Below are 16,569 nucleotides of genomic sequence, written 5' to 3' on the forward strand. Positions count from 1 at the left end.
AAAGGCCTGCGGCAGCGGGGTTTTCTTCCGAACCGTGTTGGAACTGCCAGGCAATCCACCGACATGAAAACATCTCGGCAGGCCAGGCAGACCCAACTACACCAGCGGTCCTTCAGCCTGCTTGCCGCGCATGGCCACCGCGATCGAACTGCCGACAATCAACGCAATGCCTAGCAGCGCCATCGCGCCGATCGTCTCACCCCAAACCACGTACGCGAACAGCGCCGCCCAGACGATGCTGGTGTAGTTGTACGGCGCGAGCGCACCCGCGTCGGCTTCGCGAAACGCCATCGTCATCAGCAACTGCCCGGCCGTGGCGAACGCGCCGAGCAGGGCCATCGTCACGAGCGCTTCGAGCGACGGCGTGCGCCATGCCAACAGCAGCGAAGCGCCAGTGACGAGCGTTCCGATTACCGTGAAGTACAACACCGTGGTGCCCGAATCGTCGGTGGCGCGAATGCGCTTGATCTGAACGATCGACAACGCGCCGAAAAATGCGCTCGACATCAGCAGCACCGGTCCGAGCCAGCTCGAATGCGCGCTGTCCGGGCGCACCACGAACAGCACGCCGATAAACCCGACGGCCGCCGCAATCGCGTCACGCGGCTTGAGCGTTTCCTTCAGCAGCAGCGGCGCCAGAACGATCACCAGCAAGGTCTCTGAATAGACGATCGCGACCGCCTCGCTGAGCGGCATGTACGGCAAACCGGCGAAGAACAGACCCGAAGCGCCGAGCAACGTCAGCGCGCGCAGCGTCTGACCGCGCACGTCCATGTGTCTGAGACGTTCGGCAAGCGGCTTGCCGCGCAGGCATACCGCGACGGCGGGCACGAGCCCGAACAGCATGCGGAAGAACGTCACTTCGTTGGCCGGATAGGCGAGCGCCACGGATTTGGCCAGCGCGTCGACGAGCGCGAAACAGAACATCGAAACGAGGATCAGCGCGATGCTGCGCGGCGGTACGGCGGTCGTCCGAACGGCGGTGATGGGCGGCATGAGGGTTCCTGGGAAGCGCACGTGACGACTGCGGCGCCTGGGTTTTGCGTGGCGTTCTTGCGGCGTTCGTATGGCGTTCGTGCGGCGCTTATGAAGCGCGTGCCGTCGAAAAACGGATTATGCCCGCTGTCCGGAAGGCAGGTCGACCCCAGCCCAGCGACTCACCCAATGCGCATCGCATCACCGCCCTCGCCGTCCGGAAACTTTCCACCGACGATTCCGGGTAAGTCCCGATACAGGTAAGCAAAAGTAATAATATTATTCATATCGATTTCCGCATCGTGACGCCAAGGCTATCTGTCCATGGCCTCATGCAGTTTTAATAATAATTATGACCATCTACTAAGCGGGGACATCAGGAGATACAGGTGCGCAATTACCTTGTGCTTGCGGCGCTGGCTATGCTCGGCGCTTGCGGTGGCAATGACGGTTCGCCCGGTGCGGCCGCATCGGCGAACAAACAGACCGTCGCGGCCGATCCTTCGGCTTCGGCCTCTTCCGCGGCGGCCGCGGCATCCGCTGCCTCGGCGGCTGACCTGGCCAGCGTCGACAACGAATTCCGGGCCGCGAAGACCGTTCCGCTCGGCATGAAAACGACCACCCCGCCGCTGGTGATCGCCGATCCAACGCTCAACCTTCCGCCGTACACACCGCCTGCGCCGCCCGCGCCGGTCTCCACCACCACGCTCTCGTTCGGCGACTTCACCAGCTACCTCGCGCCTGGCTCGAATCAAGGCTGGCAGGCCGGCGCCAACAGCTCGACGATCGCGATTCCCGCGCCGCCGACCAACGGCACGGGCGCCGGCGACAAGACCGTCGCGCTCGCCAGCAGTTACGCCACCGCGTCGTACGAAGCCGACCTGACGGTCAGCGCACCGGTCGGCAACGGCGCGGCCAACGCGGGCTTTCTCGTTCGCACCACCAACCCGACGGCCGGCGGCCCCGACAGCCTGACCGGCTACTACATCGGCCTCGACACCGGTACGCACTCGGTCGTGGTGGGACGCGAGAACAACAACTGGACCAACTTCATCGCGTATCCGGTCAGCTCGGTGGTGGGTGGCAGCACGCATCACCTGAAGGTCACGACGAGCGGCACCGCGATCACCGTCGACCTCGACCAGCAACGCGTGATCAGCGTCAACGACGCCACCAATGCCCTGCCCGCCGTGTTCCAGTCGGGCAGCTTCGGGCTGCGGCGTTTCGGCGTCGGCGCGAGCTTCAGCAACGTCACGATTCGCACCTATCCCACCGTGACCTCGCCGAGCTACGATTTTTCCAAGGTGGTCGGCGCGGTGTACACGCCGTCGAACGCGGTGAACGCGATCGACTTCTGGGAGAACTACGATCCGGACATCGTCAATCGTGAACTGACGTACGCGCAGACCTACGGCATGAACACCATCGCCGTGTATCTGCACTACCTGGTGTGGGCGAACGATCGGGTCGCGTTCCTGAGCAAGTTCGAGAATCTGCTGAAAATCGCCGCGCGTCACGGCATCAAGGTCTCGCCGATTTTCTACGACGACTGCTGGAATCCCACGCCGCAATACGGCCCGCAAGCCGCGCCGGTCTGGGGCGTGCATAACAGCCAGTGGGTGCAGTCTCCCGGCACGCCGGTCGAACAGGCGTATTTCCAGCCGAGCGCGTCGAATGCGGCTGTTACGTACAAGACGAGTCTGGCGAGCTACATCACCGACTTCGTCGCGCCGCATCGCAACGATCCACGCATTATTTTCTGGGAGACGATGAACGAGCCCGGTTGCAGCGGTAATGGCGCGCTGCAGGAAACCCGCGCGGTGTTGATGAACGACGCGCGTATCGCGATCCTCAATGCCGGCGCCACGCAGCCGATCAACGCGCCGCAAGTGCAGGAGGACGAAGGCACGTACTTCTCGGACTTCTACGCGTTCCATCCGTACGGCAATCCGTACACGGGTCCGGTGAACGGCAGCTCGGTGAGCGCGCTGAATTCCGAAACGCTGCAGCGCGGCTTTCCGGGCACCACGGGGCAGACCATGCCGGGCATCGTCTCGAACTACGGCGGCAGCACCGGTTTTATCGTGTGGGAGTTGATGATTGGGCGCACCAATACGCGCTTCCATTGGGGGCAAGTGCCGAGCGCACCCGCTACGGTCGAACCGGCCATCCCGTTCCAGGGGACGATCTATCCGGACGGCCACCCGTGGCAGACCTCGGAGACTCAGGCGCTGACAGGTGGTTTCGATGTGAAGCTGCCGGTGCTGCAGGTTGGCTATTACAACGATCCGACCTTCCAAAGCGCGCCGGTCAAGACGTCGGTTACGCCGTTGATCGACTTCGATCTGAACACCGAGCGCGGCACCGATTCGCCTGACGCGTCCGCCGGAGTCAATGCGACGGGTTATGGCGTTCGTTGGACCGGGGCGATTCAGGCGACGCAGGCGGGACTTTACACGTTCTCGATCGATAGCGACAACGTCGCAAGGCTGTGGATCAACGGCGTGAAGATCATCGACAAGAAGAGTGCGTCGCAAGGCACCTTGAGCGGCAAGACCTGGCTCGCCGCGAAGCAACGTGCGTCGATCAAGGTCGAGTACGTGCATGGGACCGGGCCGGCCAGCATGCATCTGCTGTGGTCGAGTTCGGCGGCGCGCAATCCGTCGGCGCTGCGGATCGTGCCGTCGGATTCGCTGGTGACGGCGAATTGATCAGGGGGTGAAGGAGTCGTCCGGCAGTGCAATGCTGCTGGAGGACTCGTCCATCAATCTCGTCAGCCAGATTGATTTACGTTGTGGAAGGCGGCTTTGCCGGGTGATTTACGCTGAGCGCGCGTTGTAGGGCGCGTAAAGCCGATCAGCGACGATCACTGCCGCCTCCCGATATTCTTGCCCGTGACATAAACATCGACCGCTGAGATCGAGCATTCAACGGAGGAAGCCTGGTTATTGGTGATGACTTCTATGGTCTTTCCTGTTGCCCCATAAAAAGTCATGTGATAAACCTGTTGATATAAATCGCAGTGAATATACACCGGTATGCGGATGGCTGAATGGCGCGCCGATCGTATAGCGGCCGCGCGGAATCGGGCCTTTATCATTAAAACCCTGAAACTCAGGATGATTTTTCCATGCCGATTTTCAAGAATACCCGCTTTCAACGTACACACTGTTAAAACGGAGGTCGCCGGTACTTTGCTGATGTGTTCAAGGCATTAAATGTCAATTCAAACAATTAATCATATTGTCCGGCACATTACAACATGATGACGTTATGCGCAACCGTTTCGAGGTAGCGAAAATAACTCGACCCTTTCGATTCTTATATTCTCTGATACCAACCTAAGAAAAACTCATCCCAATTGATGATCCATACGATAAAGATTATTTTTAGGCCTATCGCGACTAACTTCTTCCGCGAAGTGCACTTCGTCGACACGCTGCCGCAGGCATCTCGCCAGCGAAGGCAGCCGGCCTTCCCAAGCCCACAACTACTGTATAAAAACACAGTACAATCAACGGCAGCACAGATCCGCGCGTCCCCGCGCCCTCGTTACCTGCCGTTGGAATGATGTCTGCCCAGCAAGCCCTCTTCGCCCCCGAGCCTGTCTGCCTCGTTCATGACCACGAAGGCGGAACGCGCTATCTACCCGACTCGATTCCTACAGCCATCGCGCAGCGCTGGTTCAACGAGGCACAGCGCAACATCGGCTGGCTCAGCCAGCAGCGCATGATGTACGAACGCGAGGTCGCCGTTCCGCGCCTGCTCGCCACTTTCGCTCGGGAATCGGCCGATCTGCCCGAGCCGCTCGGCGAGGCATTCGAAGCAGTGCGCGCGCTGATCGGCGCACCGTTCAATCGCGTCGGTCTCAATCTCTATCGCGACGGCAGCGACAGCGTCGCGCCGCACAGCGACAAAACGGACAAGCTCGTGCCGGGCCAGCCGATTGCAATCGTCTCGCTCGGCGTGAGCCGCCGCATGTCGATCCGCTCAAAAACAGGCCCCGGCCGAACCGTTCACATCGAACTCGAACCGGGAAGCTGTCTGGTGATGAGCTACGCGTCGCAATTCACGCACGAGCACGGCATCCCCAAGCTGGCGGATGTCGTCGGGCCACGCATCAGTCTCGCGTTCCGCTGTTTCGCACCTTAGATCAGCGCGACCTTGCCCGTCGCCAGATCGTAAATACCGCCCACTACCTTGACCTTGCCGCGTCGTACGTACTGGCCGATCAGCGGCTTCGATACCAACAGCCGATTGGTGTTCAGCTTCACGTTCTCGATCGTGGCGCGCGCAACCAGATCGTCATCGTGAACTGAACCGGCCAATTGCACCGCCGGCTTGAGCGAGCGCACCAGATCGGGCAAATGACCCGGCAATAGTGTGCCCTTCTGAATCACCTTGACGGTCGCTGTAATCGCCCCACAGTTCGTATGCCCGAGCACCATGATCAGCGGCACGCCGAGAAACTCGACGCCATATTCGAGGCTCGCGAGCATATCGTCGTTGACGAAATTGCCGGCCACGCGCACCACGAACAGATCGCCCGGGCCCTGATCGAAAGCGAGCTCCGGCGCCACGCGTGAATCCGCGCAGCCTACGATTGCCGCAATCGGATACTGCGCGTCCACGCGCGCCACCCGGCCTGCAGAAAAGTCCTTGTTTGAAGGGCTATTCGCAGCGTAGCGTGCGTTGCCTTGCATGATCCGGTCGAGCGCTTCTTGCGGTGGAATCGAATTCGGCGCATTGCCGGCAGGCGGATCGGCCGCCATGACATCGTGCGGTGATAATGCCGCCAGTGTGATGGCGGACGCGCCGGCCAGCAGCCAGTCACGTCGCGTGGAAGAAATCGGATGGTGTTCGCACATGGCAGGTCTCCTATGTGCTGGTGCGCTACGGTAGGTATTTACGCTACGCCAAGCTTTGCAAGCAACGCCTTCGCGGCCGCTTCCGACGAAGCCGGATTCTGCCCGGTGATCAGATTCCCCGCGACCACCACATGGGACAGCCAGTCCGGCCCTTTCGAATAACTCGCGCCGTGCTTCTTCAACATGTCTTCCACCAGAAACGGCACGACGTCGGTGAGCCCGACGGCGGCCTCTTCGGTATTCGCAAAGCCCGTGACCGGTTTATCGCGCACCAGTGGCGTGCCGTCGGGCGTCTTCGTATGACGAAACACCGCGGGCGCATGGCAGACCGCGCCGACGGGTTTGCCCGCGGCATACAACGCTTCGATTAGCGCGATCGACTGCGGATCTTCCGCCAGATCCCACAGCGGCCCGTGACCGCCGGGATAAAACACCGCGTCGTAATCCGCCGCCGAGACACTGGAGAGTTTGACCGTATTCGCCAACGCGGCTTGCGCATCGGCGTCTTTGCCGAAGCGCCGGGTCGCGTCGGTCTGCGCGTCGGGATCGTCGCTCTTGGGGTCGAGCGGCGGCTGCCCGCCTTTGGGCGACGCCAAGGTCATCGCGACGCCCGCGTCTTTGAACACGTAATAAGGCGCGGCAAATTCCTCGAGCCAGAAACCGGTTTTTTTGCCGGTGTTGCCGAGCTGATCGTGGGACGTCAAGACCACCAGAATTTCCATATCGACCTCGGAAGCGGTTTCGGTTCGCCCGGCTTGCGCGCGCCAGACGGCGCTGGAGTGGCGTGACCCGCTCCAGGCGCTCTGGCAGTATAGGTGGCGCCGGGTGACGTTGCGTGGCGCCGAAGAGGATTTCTTGCCGCGCGAGCGGGCCGCGTCAGCAGGCCGCTCGCATCGAAAAACGCGATGTCAGACCGCGTAAATATTGGGGTTGTCGACCAGCGGCAAAAATTGGCCCGTGCGCCCGTCGAGCGCTAGCATCGTGCCGCTTTCAATGTCGAAGATCCAGCCGTGCAATTGCAGCGTTTTATTCACGAGCCCGACCGCCACCGACGGATGCGTGCGGATATTCGACAACTGCGCAATCACGTTGTCCTTCACCAGCGCGGACAGCCGCTCGGCGTCCGAGTGATACGTGCGTGACGCGTTGATCGCTTTGGCGGCATCCGAATGACGCAGCCAGCTCGCCACCGCCGGCAGATGATCCAGATTCGTGCAGGTCGAGATCGCGGTCATCGCGCCGCAGTTCGAATGCCCGCAGATCACGATATCGCGCACGCCCAACACCGACACCGCGTATTCGACCGTGGCCGACACGCCGCCCGGCTCCGGACCATACGACGGCACGATGTTGCCCGCATTGCGGATCACGAACAGCGCGCCCGGCTCGGTCTGCGTCAGCAACTCCGGCACGACGCGGCTGTCGGAACAGGTCACGAACAGCGTATTCGGGCTTTGCGCGGCCGATAGGCGCTTGAACAACGCACTCTGCTGCGGAAAGACGTCACGTTGAAAGCGGATGATACCTTCGATGATTTCCTGCACGATGATCTCCAGATAGTCGAAGCTTAGGTCTGCAGCGCCCGCACCGGTTTAGCGGCGCGAGTCGGCTGTCTGTTGGCGGGACTATACCGCAGCCGGCGTCCGGCTCACCGGCCTCGCGAGATGGCGCATCGTGCGCGCAACCATCACAGCGTTTTGATCTGACGGCCGCGCCCATAAAAAAAGCCCCGACTGTTACCAGCCGGGGCCAACTCTCTCGCTCGCACACCGGAACCGTGCGTGCATGACTACTGTATCTGGGTCGACGAAGCGGATATAGGTGCCGCGCTGGAAGAGTCATTTCCATCGCGGCTCACTCTCGAAGCGTTGCGCTAATGCGCGGTTTCAACACCGGACACGCATAAGCGCAACACAACCAGGCCGCTCGACATTCACTGCGATTGCATCGCGCCTCGTCGGATAAAGCACGCTGAATCAACGGCTATACATCGCATTCCAATCCGCCTTGGACACCGCCGGGCGACCACTTTCCGACGCGCCGATCGCGTTACCGCCATAACCGCTGACGTTGCTGTTTTGCGCGGCCACGCGCGCTTCGGCGGCCTGAATCGCGTCGGGATAATGCGCCTGATCGCCGTCGCCGACGTGATAGCCGGCCTGTTCGAGTTGAACCAGTTCGGCGCGAACCTGCTCGCGAGTGATACGGGTGCTCGACTGGGCAAACACCGTGGCGGAAGCCGCGAGCGAAGCGACGATAACAACGGCCTTGAGCAAAGACTTCATGATAAAAACAACCTCCGGTTATTGATGGTTTGCGGTGCTTCGAGTCGGACTCGCCGTCACCGCAGGACTCAATATAGGCGTCGATTCGTCGGAGAATAATGGGCGCTCATCGAAGGGATTGTTGTTGGATCTGGAGAAGTCGCGCTCAAGGCTGGTGCTTAGAAGCGGGTACGCAACCCCACGGTGCCGACCACCTGATTCCCGGTCGACGACGCGCCGCCCGCCGTGTTGATGAACGCGGTATAACCCTGCCCGGTCACGTGCTGAAACATCGCTTCGGCGTACACGTCGGTACGCAGCGAGAGCGCATAGACGGCTTGCAGATTCACCTGGTTCCATTTCGGATCGGTGCCGAAACTCGTCGTGCCGCCCACGTGCGCGTCTGTGTACGTGTAGGCCGCGCCGAGGCTGAACGCCGGCGTCACCTTGTACTTGCCGTTCACTTCGTAGTTGTCGAAGCGCATCGAGCCGTGCGTGGCGCCGAACGACGCGGTGTTCTGAAACTGGCTATGCGTATAGACGAAGCCGGCCGTCACGGGACCGAAGCCATAACTCAACGCGGCGCCGGCCGTGCGCTGAACATCAGCGCCGAGCTGGAAGCCACCCGTGCCGTTCGCCGTCGATTCGCCGAGATCGACCGCGCCCGCGGTGTTCGTGGTGGAGCTGGAGCCGTTGATCTGCAGATAACCCGCGGCCGCTTTGAACGGCCCATTGCTATAGCTCACGCCCGCGCTGTACGCACGATTGACCGCGAAATCGCTGTTGTTCGAGAACGCGTAGAGGCCGCCGAACTTCAGACCCGCGTAGTTCGCGCTGGTGTATTTGACGGCGTTGCTCATCCGCACCGAGTGGTTCAGGTTGTCGTTGTCGAACGGATGCGCGAAGCCGGTGTCGCCGAACGTGCCCGCTGTGCCCGACAGCGGCGCGACGAAATCGACCAGCGAATCGTACTGACGGCCGAGCGTGAGTGTGCCGAACTGCTGGCTGCTCAAGCCCGCATACGCCTGACGTCCGAACAGACGACTGTTCTGGCCGAGCTTGCCGTTCTGTACGTTGTAGCCGTTTTCAAGCACGAATACCGCTTGCAGGCCGCCGCCCAGATCCTCGCCACCGCGCAAACCGAAGCGGCTGCCGTTGACGTTGCCGCTGGTCGCCTGCACCAGCGCACCTTGCGTGCCGCCCTTCTTGACGTTGTTGGTGTACATCACGCCGGCGTCGATGAGGCCGTATAGCGTGACCGAACTTTGCGCATGCGCGAGCGTACCGGCGAGTCCTGCGAACGCCGCGACCGCGGCCGAAATCTTTTTCACTTGATGCTCCTACGTAGCTGAGTGTGGGGTTGAACAGCGACGCGGAGTATAAAAACGCGGCCTTCGAAAACGAATGCCCGCGGCCTGGAGGAGTCCTTTATCGAATCAGGAACAATCGGTCACGGAGAAGTCGCAATCGTGGCGCGGTGCGCCTTGACGCGATGTTTCGACGGGGTGATCGGCATGCGCGGCGTGCCGGGATGGCGCGCGGGGTGGTGTGTGAACAACGGCGAGGAACGGTGAGGAACGCGAGCGGCAAGCATGCCGCGAAAAAAAGCCCGGCGCGCAAGCGCCGGACTCTCCTTGCCCTAGTTGAAGTCGTCCGTCTCGAGTTCCACGGACTGTCCGCCGTTTTTTTCGAGGACCCGGCGCGTAGCGTTTTCAATCCTTGCGCGATTCGCCTCGAACGTATTGACCAGATGATGGGCCGATGGGCCGTCGTTGCCGAAATGATTGTTCAGCGCATCCAGCGACACGCTGCACCAGACGTCGGCCCCGTCGACATTGGCTTCGAAGGCGACGCGCGCCGCGGCTACCACTTCGCGGCGTCCGGTGAATTCGATCCTCATAGTGACCCTCCATGTGTGAAAGTAGCGTTGAACGCGCAAACGCCGTGCCAAACCAGGACCAACCGTCAGGCCCTGCCGGCGCGATTGAAGCGCTGCGCGCTTTCTCCGCAAGGTGCATACTCGACCCTCGGCCGCTTTCGCGCGGCCGCGCTGATGCGTCGCGGCATGGCCGCCGTTCCTGCCGTGCGACGTGCCTGACATCCTAATACTAACGCCCCATGTCCTCCCGCAACCCACAATCGTCGCGTCCTCTAGTCATTGCCGCGGTCATGGCTTCAATGGCGATGGTCGCCATTGAAGCCACCATCGTCTCGACCGCGATGCCGCAAATCGTCGCGCAACTCGGCGACCTGCATCTGTATAGCTGGGTGTTCTCGTCGTTCCTGCTCACGCAAACCGCTATGACGGTGGTGTTCGGCAAGCTCGCCGACCTGTACGGTCGCAAGCCGATCATGCTGATCGGTATCGCGATCTTCCTGATCGGCTCGGTGCTGGCCGGCTTCGCGTGGTCGATGCCCGCCATGATCGTGTTCCGCCTGATTCAAGGCGTCGGCGCGGGCGCGATCCAGCCGGTCACGCTGACCATCGTCGCCGATCTCTATCCGGCTCATGAACGCGGCAAGGTGCAAGGTTATCTCGCGAGCGTCTGGGCGATTTCAGCAGTGGTCGGACCGATGGTCGGCGGCTTCATCATCCATAACCTGTCGTGGGCGTGGATCTTCTGGATGAACATTCCGATCGGCCTCGCGTCCGCAGCGGGCTTTATTGCGTTCCTGCGCGAGTCGGAGCGACACGCGCGACCGTCCATCGACTTCGCCGGCGCGGCGCTATTCATGGCGGCAATCGCCGCGTTGATGATGGCGCTGACCTACGCGGGCGACGACGAAATCGCGCGCGCCTCGCTGGCGGGCGGCGCTTTCCTGCTGTGCGTGCTGTTGTTCGTCGCGCAGGAGCGTCGCGCGGCCGAGCCGATGATTTCGTTCGCGCTGTGGAGCCGCCGGCCGATCGCCGCCTGCAACGGCTCGACGCTGCTGTCCGGCATGATCCTGATGGGCGCCACCACGTTTCTGCCGATGTACGTGCAGGGCGTGCTGCATCGCTCGCCGGTGGTCGCCGGCCTCGCGCTCACGATGATGATGGTCGGCTGGCCGACCGGCGCCACGCTCGCGGCGAAGTCGTTTCATCGCCTTGGCTTGCGGCGCATTCTGATCGGTGGCAGCGCGTTCGTGCCGATCGGCGCGGCGCTGCTGCTGTTCCTGTCGCCCGGCGCGTCGCCGTTGATCGCGGCATTCGGCTCGCTGATCATGGGCTTCGGCATGGGCACGTCCAGCGTCAGCTCGCTGGTGTTGATTCAGGAGATCGTCGGCATGGACGAACGCGGCAGCGCCACCGCGTCGAATCTGTTCTCGCGCAATCTCGGCAGTACGTTGGGCGCAACGCTGTTCGGCGCCGTGCTCAACTTCGGGCTGACGCATTCGAAGAGTCTGGTGGTGGTCACGTCGGATCAGTTGAAGGCGCTGCTGCAGAATCAGGCAGCGAGTCTCGGCGACAGCGACATGATCCGCATGGTGTTGCATCAGTCGCTGCACCTCACGTTCATCTCGCTGTTCGTGATCGCGATTTTTGTGGTCGTGCTGTTTGCGTTCGTGCCGCCGGTCAGCATTCGCACCGCGAGACCCATGCCGCTCGAAGCGTTGTCGCCGTTGGAAGATTGACCGTCGGCTAAGGCTGCTTTTAAGGTTGTTTCGCCGGCAGCGTCGCGGCAAAAAAATCAATCGCCTGCGCCGCTGTCTTCGCATGCACCGCGTCACGGTCCACGCCGGGGTTGTCCCGGCAGATGTGCGCAAGACGCTTGGCCACCGCCGGCAAACAGGTGTCGAGAAACGTGTAGTGCCACGCGCCGGGCACGAGCGTCACGCTGGCCTTGGGCATCGATGCCGCGATGCGCTCGATGTTGGTGTCCACTGGCGCCGTCACATCGTCCCCACCTGCCACCAGCGAAACGGGAATCGCGATGGCGGCGAGCGACTCGGCGGTCAGCGCCTCGCCGAGCGCGGGCGCGATCGCGAAGACCGCCTTGACACGTGGATCGCGATACGACGCACCCGAGCGAGCGCGCGACGCCTTCGTCTCCGGCGACGCCGCATCGTCCGCAGACCTGTCGAGCAACGATACCGCCGCGCCGGACGCATCACGAATCCGCGCCGCTTCCGGCGGATGGCAGATCGCATCGGCCGCCGGCGACGTGCAGAACCGCTCGAAGCCCGCCAGATCGGTGCGCGCCCCCGCCAGTTCCAGAACCGTATAGCCGCCCAGAGAAAAGCCCACTGCGCCGATCCTGTCGCGGTCGACATGCGCCCCCAGCTTCGGGTCCGCCAGCACGCCATCGAGCACTTCGCTGGCGTCTGTCGCGCGTTCCCACCACAGCATGAAACCGTCGCGGGTCAGCGGTTCGAGTTCGTTGTTGCCCGGATGATTGGCGCCCGCCACGATATAGCCGTGAGCGGCGAGCGCGGCGCCGAGCCAGTCGAGACTGTCCACGCTGCCGCCGGTGCCGTGCGACAGCACCAGCAACGGATACTTGGCACGCGCGGTTGACAGCGGCGCGCCGTCGGCGATGGGATGCCCCACGAACAACGGATCGCCGGGCGCGCCGACGTCATGCGGCTGCTCCGGCACGGACGGATCGACGGGATACCAGATACGCGTCACCAGCGCCTCGGTGGCCGCGCCGCGCCAATTGCGCGTGACAGGCGGATGAATGATCCGCACTGTCTCGCCCACATGCCAGCCGGCGCCGGCAGCCTCCGCCGATACAGCGCCGTCCGCCCACGACAAAGCCGCCGCACATAGGAGCGCGGCACCGCATCTGCGAAACATGGTCAGTCCTTTCGAATGGGGATCATCAGATCCGTGACACAGGCGCGCTGCAAACCGGCGCGCGGCGCACTGCGGTACAACTCGAGCGCCGGACGGGTATCGAGCGCATAGCCGTTTTGCGGCAGCCAGACACCGTACAGCGCGCGATAAATGCGATGAAAGTGATACGGCGACAGATGCGCGACCGCCGCCAGACTGTCGAGCGTATGCGGCGCGCCCGGTTCGAGCAGAATCGCCTCGATCACACGAGCGATCCGCCGACGATAATCGAGTTCAGTGCTGGCTTTCATCATGGCGCTAGGATAGCGGCCTCGTCGCCACAATACGGTGCAGAGCTTGCGAAATTTCATTGCGAGCTCACGGTGACGCTGCCGCGCGTCATGCCACTAGTCGGCTCGACGTGAGGTTCATGTCGATCGAATCGTTTTTATAGCTCGGCGGGCCGGCACAGACCGATCATCCACGCATGCACGGCGTCGACCGCGGCCGAACGCGCCGGTTGCGCCGAGCGCATCAGCCAGAGCGGCGCCAACGCGAAGCCCGGAACCTGCGGCAAGACTTCCACGCGGCCGCTCGTCAACGCGTCTCCCGCCGTGAGTCGCGACACCATCGCGATGCCCGCCTCCTGTTCCGCCGCCGCCACGACGAAGCGCGGATCGCTGACCGTCAGCGCCCGGCGCGTGCGCAAACCGCCGCGCCTGAGTTCCGGCAGCCACGGCGCCCATTCCGGACGCGCTTCGTGAACCAGCAGCGGCGCTTGCGTCAGCACCTCGGGAAACGGCGCGTCGCGCAGACGGCCTGCCGTTTCCGGTCCGCAGATCGCGACCGCCTCTTCGTCGAGCAACAGCTCGCACGCTACTTCCGGCGTGCGGATCGGCCTCGCTGACACCACCAGGTCGACATCGACGCGATCGATCTCGTTGACCTCCTCGTCGGTCACGAGCCAGATTTCGAGCGTCGGCAGCGCCTCGGCGAACTGCCGCATGCGCGGCATCAGCCAGCCGGAGGCGAACTGCGGCGCGCAGACGAGGATCACCGAATCCGGATTGCCGTACGGTTCGATCCGGTCGCGCCCGTCGGCGAGCGTGGCGAGCGCCGTCGTGACGGTTTGCGCGTACAGCACCCCGGCGGCGGTCAACGCGACGCCACGGCCGATCCGCCGAAACAGCGGCTGCCCGGTCCACTCCTCCAGTTGCTGGATCTGATGGCTGATCGCCGACTGGGTCAGCGCGAGTTCTTGCGCCGCGCGCGTGAAGCTGCCGACGCGCGCGGCGGCGTCGAAGGCGAGCAAGGCTTGCAACGGGGGCAGTCTACGCATGGGCGGCGGTCCTAGTCAGATATTAAAAATATCGATACTTCCAGCAAGATTCTTCGCTTTTCGCGGGAATTTTTCCCCGCAATCATAGCTCCAGTTGCCCTCCACACGTTTTCTCGTTTCAGCAGACATGAGAAATATTTGTGCGACGGGCGCCCCACTTAAATCGGCTGAACCCACTGGACCGACAAGCATGACTCTGGATCTCTACCCCAATCCGCACGCGCCCGGCAGCGAACTGTCTGCCGCCCCCACCTACGCCGGCGTGCTGTCGTTCATGCGCCGTCCCTATACGCGCGACCTCACGGGCGTCGACGTCGCCGTCTCAGGCGTGCCGCTCGACCTCGCGACCACGTTCCGCCCCGGCACCCGTTTCGGGCCGGCCGCCATGCGCGCCGCTTCGGTCCAACTGGCCGAACTCGGCGCGTTTCCGTGGGGCGTCGATCCGTTCGACCAGTTGAACGTGGTCGACTACGGCGACTGCTGGTTCGACGCGCACAACCCGCTCGGGATTCGCGACGCGATCGTCGCGCACGCACGCGGCATTCTCGCGACCGGCACGCGCATGCTGACGCTCGGCGGCGACCACTACATCACGTATCCGCTGCTGATCGCGCACGCCGAGAAATACGGCAAGCCGCTGAGCCTGATCCACTTCGACGCGCACTGCGACACCTGGCCCGACGACAACCCCGCCTCGCTGAACCACGGCACGATGTTCTACAAGGCGATCCGCGAGGGCTTGATCGATCCGGCGCGCTCGGTGCAGATCGGTATTCGCACGTGGAATGAGGACTTCATGGGCGTGCGCATTCTCGACGCGCCGTGGGTTCACCGCAACGGCATTCAGGCCACGATCGACGAAGTGCTGAAGATCGTCGGCGCCGCGCCGACTTATCTGACCTTCGACATCGACTGCCTCGATCCCGCGTTCGCGCCCGGCACGGGTACGCCGGTGGCGGGCGGCCTGAGTTCCGCGCAGGCGCTGGAGATCGTGCGGGAGCTCGGCGCCGTGGATCTGGTGGGCGCCGACGTGGTGGAAGTGTCGCCGCCCTACGATCACAGCGACGTCACCGCGCTCGCCGCCGCGCACCTCGCGTCCGACATGCTGTGCCTGATGCGCAACCAGAAGCTGCAACGCCAGCAGCGCGGGTAGCCCCCTCACACGCATTGACGAAAAACCCTCACGAACCCCTAGCGGACGATCCGACGACCATGCCCCACACCGCCACGAAACCGATCCTGACCGCCTTACTGATGTGCGCTTTCGGCACTGCGGCGCACGCCGACGACAAGCAGCTCAATCTGTACAACTGGGGCGACTACATCGCGAAAGACACCGTACCGAACTTCCAGAAGGAGTTCGGCATTCAGGTGCGCTACGACGAGTACGACGGCGACGAGACCTTGCAGGCGAAACTGCTGACCGGTTCGACCGGCTACGACGTCGTAGTGCCAACCTCGAACTTTCTGGCCAAGCAGATCGAAGCCGGTATCTATCAGAAGCTCGACAAGTCGAAGCTGCCGAATCTGGCGAACCTCGATCCAACGCTGATGAAACTCGTCGCCGACGCGGATCCCGGCAATCGGTACGCGGTGCCGTGGGCGTGGGGCACGACCGGGCTCGGCTACAACGTCACGCGGGTAAAGAAGATTCTCGGCGACAACGTGCCGCTCGATAGCTGGGACGTGCTGTTCAAACCGGAATATCTGAGCAAGCTGAAGAGCTGCGGCGTGTCCATGCTCGATGCACCGACCGACGTGTTCGCGGTCACGCTGCACTATCTCGGCCGCGACCCCAACAGCGAAAATCCGGCCGACTATCAGGCCGCGTATGAAGCGCTAAAGAAGATTCGCCCGTATATCACGCAGTTCAATGTGACGAGCTACATCAACGACCTCGCGGGCGACGATATCTGTTTCGCGCTGAGCTGGTCGGGGGATGTGTCGATGGCGAGCCATCGCGCGCGCGAGGCCAACAAGAGCTACCAGGTCAAGTACTTCATTCCGCAAGGCGGCGCGCCGGTCTGGTTCGACATGATGGCGATCCCGAAAGATGCGCCGCATCCGCAGGCGGCGCTGGAGTGGATCAACTATATCGAGCGCCCCGAGGTTCACGCGGCGATTACGAATACGGTGTTCTATCCGAACGCGGATGCGGCCGCGCGTAAATTCGTGAACGCGGATATTCTCAACGATCCGACCGTGTATCCGCCTGAGCCGGTGTTGAAAACGCTGTTTCTGCTGAAGCCGTTGCCTGCACCGATCAAGCGGCTGGAAGGCAGGTTGTGGGCGCAGTTGAAGTCGGGGTCGTAGAGGCGGACGGCGGCTTATTTAGCTCTTTTATGGGCCGCCTTCGCGTTTGAC

General features: G+C 62.7%; 15 protein-coding genes. 5 read left to right on the forward strand and 10 right to left on the reverse strand.

The window, feature by feature from the left end:
• Positions 1 to 96 precede the first annotated feature (96 nt).
• A complete protein-coding gene (locus tag GGD40_RS36480) occupies positions 97 to 996 on the reverse strand; it encodes a DMT family transporter (RefSeq protein ID WP_179746977.1) in 900 nt (299 codons plus the stop codon).
• 368 nt (positions 997 to 1,364) lie between these two features.
• Between GGD40_RS36480 and GGD40_RS36485 the strand changes: the two genes are divergently transcribed.
• Together GGD40_RS36485 and GGD40_RS36490 are read left to right on the forward strand one after the other, a co-directional pair.
• On the forward strand, positions 1,365 to 3,686 hold the full coding sequence (locus tag GGD40_RS36485) for a PA14 domain-containing protein (protein ID WP_373565411.1): 2,322 nt from the start codon (positions 1,365 to 1,367) through the stop codon (positions 3,684 to 3,686).
• Positions 3,687 to 4,545: 859 nt separating this feature from the next.
• Positions 4,546 to 5,127 (forward strand): alpha-ketoglutarate-dependent dioxygenase AlkB, encoded by a 582-nt coding sequence (locus tag GGD40_RS36490; protein ID WP_179747173.1) that lies wholly within the window; start codon positions 4,546 to 4,548, stop codon positions 5,125 to 5,127.
• Here GGD40_RS36490 and GGD40_RS36495 read toward each other — a convergent pair.
• The 6 genes from GGD40_RS36495 to GGD40_RS36520 form a co-directional block, all read right to left on the reverse strand.
• The gene (locus GGD40_RS36495; protein ID WP_179746978.1) at positions 5,124 to 5,843 is read right to left on the reverse strand and encodes a carbonic anhydrase; all 720 of its coding nucleotides are present in this window, start codon (positions 5,841 to 5,843) and stop codon (positions 5,124 to 5,126) included. The two genes, GGD40_RS36490 and GGD40_RS36495, sit on opposite strands and share 4 nt — an antisense overlap.
• A gap of 38 nt (positions 5,844 to 5,881) precedes the next feature.
• Positions 5,882 to 6,565: a type 1 glutamine amidotransferase domain-containing protein gene (locus GGD40_RS36500; protein ID WP_179713317.1), complete on the reverse strand. Its 684-nt coding sequence runs from the start codon at positions 6,563 to 6,565 to the stop codon at positions 5,882 to 5,884.
• A gap of 186 nt (positions 6,566 to 6,751) precedes the next feature.
• A complete protein-coding gene (locus tag GGD40_RS36505) occupies positions 6,752 to 7,387 on the reverse strand; it encodes a carbonic anhydrase (protein ID WP_035563251.1) in 636 nt (211 codons plus the stop codon).
• Positions 7,388 to 7,819: 432 nt separating this feature from the next.
• Positions 7,820 to 8,128, reverse strand: a complete 309-nt coding sequence (locus GGD40_RS36510; RefSeq protein ID WP_179713315.1) for a DUF4148 domain-containing protein — start codon at positions 8,126 to 8,128, stop codon at positions 7,820 to 7,822.
• Between the two features lie 158 nt (positions 8,129 to 8,286).
• Complete coding sequence (locus tag GGD40_RS36515) at positions 8,287 to 9,438, reverse strand: porin (protein WP_179713313.1); 1,152 nt, start codon at positions 9,436 to 9,438, stop codon at positions 8,287 to 8,289.
• A gap of 308 nt (positions 9,439 to 9,746) precedes the next feature.
• Entirely contained in the window at positions 9,747 to 10,007 is a 261-nt protein-coding gene (locus GGD40_RS36520; RefSeq protein ID WP_035557515.1) for a DUF1488 family protein, read from the reverse strand.
• A gap of 218 nt (positions 10,008 to 10,225) precedes the next feature.
• Between GGD40_RS36520 and GGD40_RS36525 the strand changes: the two genes are divergently transcribed.
• Entirely contained in the window at positions 10,226 to 11,722 is a 1,497-nt protein-coding gene (locus GGD40_RS36525; protein ID WP_179746979.1) for an MDR family MFS transporter, read from the forward strand.
• A 19-nt stretch (positions 11,723 to 11,741) separates the two neighbouring features.
• Here GGD40_RS36525 and GGD40_RS36530 read toward each other — a convergent pair whose 3' ends face one another.
• From GGD40_RS36530 to GGD40_RS36540, 3 genes are all read right to left on the reverse strand, one after another.
• Positions 11,742 to 12,887 (reverse strand): alpha/beta hydrolase family protein, encoded by a 1,146-nt coding sequence (locus GGD40_RS36530; RefSeq protein WP_179746980.1) that lies wholly within the window; start codon positions 12,885 to 12,887, stop codon positions 11,742 to 11,744.
• A gap of 2 nt (positions 12,888 to 12,889) precedes the next feature.
• Positions 12,890 to 13,177 carry a GyrI-like domain-containing protein gene (locus tag GGD40_RS36535; RefSeq protein ID WP_373565433.1) on the reverse strand — a complete coding sequence of 96 codons (288 nt, stop codon included), beginning with the start codon at positions 13,175 to 13,177 and terminating at the stop codon, positions 12,890 to 12,892.
• Between the two features lie 137 nt (positions 13,178 to 13,314).
• Positions 13,315 to 14,205 (reverse strand): LysR substrate-binding domain-containing protein, encoded by an 891-nt coding sequence (locus tag GGD40_RS36540; protein ID WP_179746981.1) that lies wholly within the window; start codon positions 14,203 to 14,205, stop codon positions 13,315 to 13,317.
• A 190-nt stretch (positions 14,206 to 14,395) separates the two neighbouring features.
• Here GGD40_RS36540 and speB point away from each other — a divergent pair, with 190 nt between their 5' ends.
• Together speB and GGD40_RS36550 are read left to right on the forward strand one after the other, a co-directional pair.
• The gene (gene speB / locus GGD40_RS36545) at positions 14,396 to 15,358 is read left to right on the forward strand and encodes an agmatinase (RefSeq protein ID WP_257030683.1); all 963 of its coding nucleotides are present in this window, start codon (positions 14,396 to 14,398) and stop codon (positions 15,356 to 15,358) included.
• A gap of 59 nt (positions 15,359 to 15,417) precedes the next feature.
• Entirely contained in the window at positions 15,418 to 16,518 is a 1,101-nt protein-coding gene (locus tag GGD40_RS36550; RefSeq protein WP_179746982.1) for a polyamine ABC transporter substrate-binding protein, read from the forward strand.
• Positions 16,519 to 16,569: the final 51 nt, after the last annotated feature.

Origin of the sequence: Paraburkholderia bryophila (assembly GCF_013409255.1) — a bacterium.
Lineage (GTDB): Bacteria > Pseudomonadota > Gammaproteobacteria > Burkholderiales > Burkholderiaceae > Paraburkholderia.

Excerpts from the sequence above, each read along its gene's own strand:
- GGD40_RS36540 (WP_179746981.1), bottom strand. The coding sequence starts at position 14,205 with ATGCGTAGACTGCCCCCGTTGCAAGCCTTGCTCGCCTTCGACGCCGCC.
- GGD40_RS36500 (WP_179713317.1), bottom strand. The coding sequence starts at position 6,565 with ATGGAAATTCTGGTGGTCTTGACGTCCCACGATCAGCTCGGCAACACC.
- GGD40_RS36490 (WP_179747173.1), top strand. The coding sequence starts at position 4,546 with ATGTCTGCCCAGCAAGCCCTCTTCGCCCCCGAGCCTGTCTGCCTCGTT.
- GGD40_RS36525 (WP_179746979.1), top strand. The coding sequence starts at position 10,226 with ATGTCCTCCCGCAACCCACAATCGTCGCGTCCTCTAGTCATTGCCGCG.
- GGD40_RS36480 (WP_179746977.1), bottom strand. The coding sequence starts at position 996 with ATGCCGCCCATCACCGCCGTTCGGACGACCGCCGTACCGCCGCGCAGC.
- GGD40_RS36535 (WP_373565433.1), bottom strand. The coding sequence starts at position 13,177 with ATGAAAGCCAGCACTGAACTCGATTATCGTCGGCGGATCGCTCGTGTG.
- GGD40_RS36520 (WP_035557515.1), bottom strand. The coding sequence starts at position 10,007 with ATGAGGATCGAATTCACCGGACGCCGCGAAGTGGTAGCCGCGGCGCGC.
- GGD40_RS36530 (WP_179746980.1), bottom strand. The coding sequence starts at position 12,887 with ATGTTTCGCAGATGCGGTGCCGCGCTCCTATGTGCGGCGGCTTTGTCG.
- GGD40_RS36510 (WP_179713315.1), bottom strand. The coding sequence starts at position 8,128 with ATGAAGTCTTTGCTCAAGGCCGTTGTTATCGTCGCTTCGCTCGCGGCT.
- speB (WP_257030683.1), top strand. The coding sequence starts at position 14,396 with ATGACTCTGGATCTCTACCCCAATCCGCACGCGCCCGGCAGCGAACTG.
- GGD40_RS36550 (WP_179746982.1), top strand. The coding sequence starts at position 15,418 with ATGCCCCACACCGCCACGAAACCGATCCTGACCGCCTTACTGATGTGC.
- GGD40_RS36495 (WP_179746978.1), bottom strand. The coding sequence starts at position 5,843 with ATGTGCGAACACCATCCGATTTCTTCCACGCGACGTGACTGGCTGCTG.